The 1,146-nt window shown below is 56.3% G+C and carries 1 protein-coding gene and 1 pseudogene; both read right to left on the minus strand.

Features of this window, described 5'->3' with window-relative positions:
* Nucleotides 1-742 (minus strand): annotated as a pseudogene (locus ACXJ7R_RS33690) (7-cyano-7-deazaguanine synthase); the annotation flags it as partial.
* Nucleotides 739-1,146: hypothetical protein (locus tag ACXJ7R_RS33695; protein ID WP_457155564.1), on the minus strand; the 408-nt coding region annotated here is incomplete at its 5' end. The pseudogene ACXJ7R_RS33690 and the gene ACXJ7R_RS33695, both read right to left, overlap by 4 nt.

The raw sequence follows: 1,146 nt of genomic DNA on the forward strand, positions 1-1,146 counted from the left end.
GCGGAAGCAGTACCGGACCGAGGGCCCCTTGCCCACTTTCAGGGACCACGATCCTAGTCAGCCCCGTCAAGTGCGCGGCGATCGCCGTCACTGCGGCAAACTTGAACCCGCGCGAGCGCACGTTGCTTTCTCGGGACGAGGGGACATCGACGCGGAACGGCATCTGATCGAACGGCTCATCTCCCTTCTTCAAGGAATGGCGGTGCTTGGTCACCCGTACGCACACGGCGGTGTTTCCGTTGCCACACATCTTAGCGACACAGCGGGAATCCAGACCGTCGCTATAAGCGATCACGAAGCTTCTTTCAGTTCCGAAGGGAAGTGACCGCTGGCGCGCTCCCGAGTCACTTCGGCTTTGCCTCGGAACAAAGTTGAAATGCCAGTCATCACCCGTGAGGTGCCTAAGAACCGCCCGAAGACGTTCCTGCACCTCTTGTCGTTGCCACGTCGCAAGCTCAGTAACCGGCACAGTGATCTTGAAATCACGCGCCCACCGGCTGATCCGCCGAGCGGTGCGCCGATCGGCATATTCAACTGCGGCGCTCACCACCAAAAGGTCGTGGTGAATCGGCTTCCAGCCCTCGTAATGGTAAGTGTCCAGGATATCGGGATCGAAGACAATTTCCTTACCGATTTCGGCGATAGCATCCGGCTTAGGATGACCCCGATTGCCTTTCTGACCCGGCTCAGCGACATACAGCATCAGACCGTAACGCTCGGGATTGGTCAAATCGGTATTCACAAGCTAACCATCCCGTCATCAACACCGTCACATCTGCCCAAATCCATCTCTAAGGCGTCTCTCTTGCCGGCCATTAGGGCGTCACGGACTTTCTCCGTCTCGATCGTATCAAAGGACGTGTTGATCTTCTTCTGAGCCCGCTTGTATGCATCTTGCGTCATTTCACCCATTTCGCGCGCACGAATACCCTCTTCCTGGAAGCGATTTCGGGCCTCACCAATCTGATTCTTGATGGCGGCGTCGAGCGCTGGCGCGACGGAGTCAGCTAAGGACGTATCATTGGCGATTCGAAACAAAAGCTCTTTCTGGAATGCATCGAGAAATGGCGTCTTTTCGCATCTGTCGAAAATAGTCTCGACCGATCCAAGCGGATCGAGTTCTAACTGGCCTCGACCCAAGTGTGC

The organism is Mesorhizobium sp. P5_C1 (assembly GCF_054049815.1).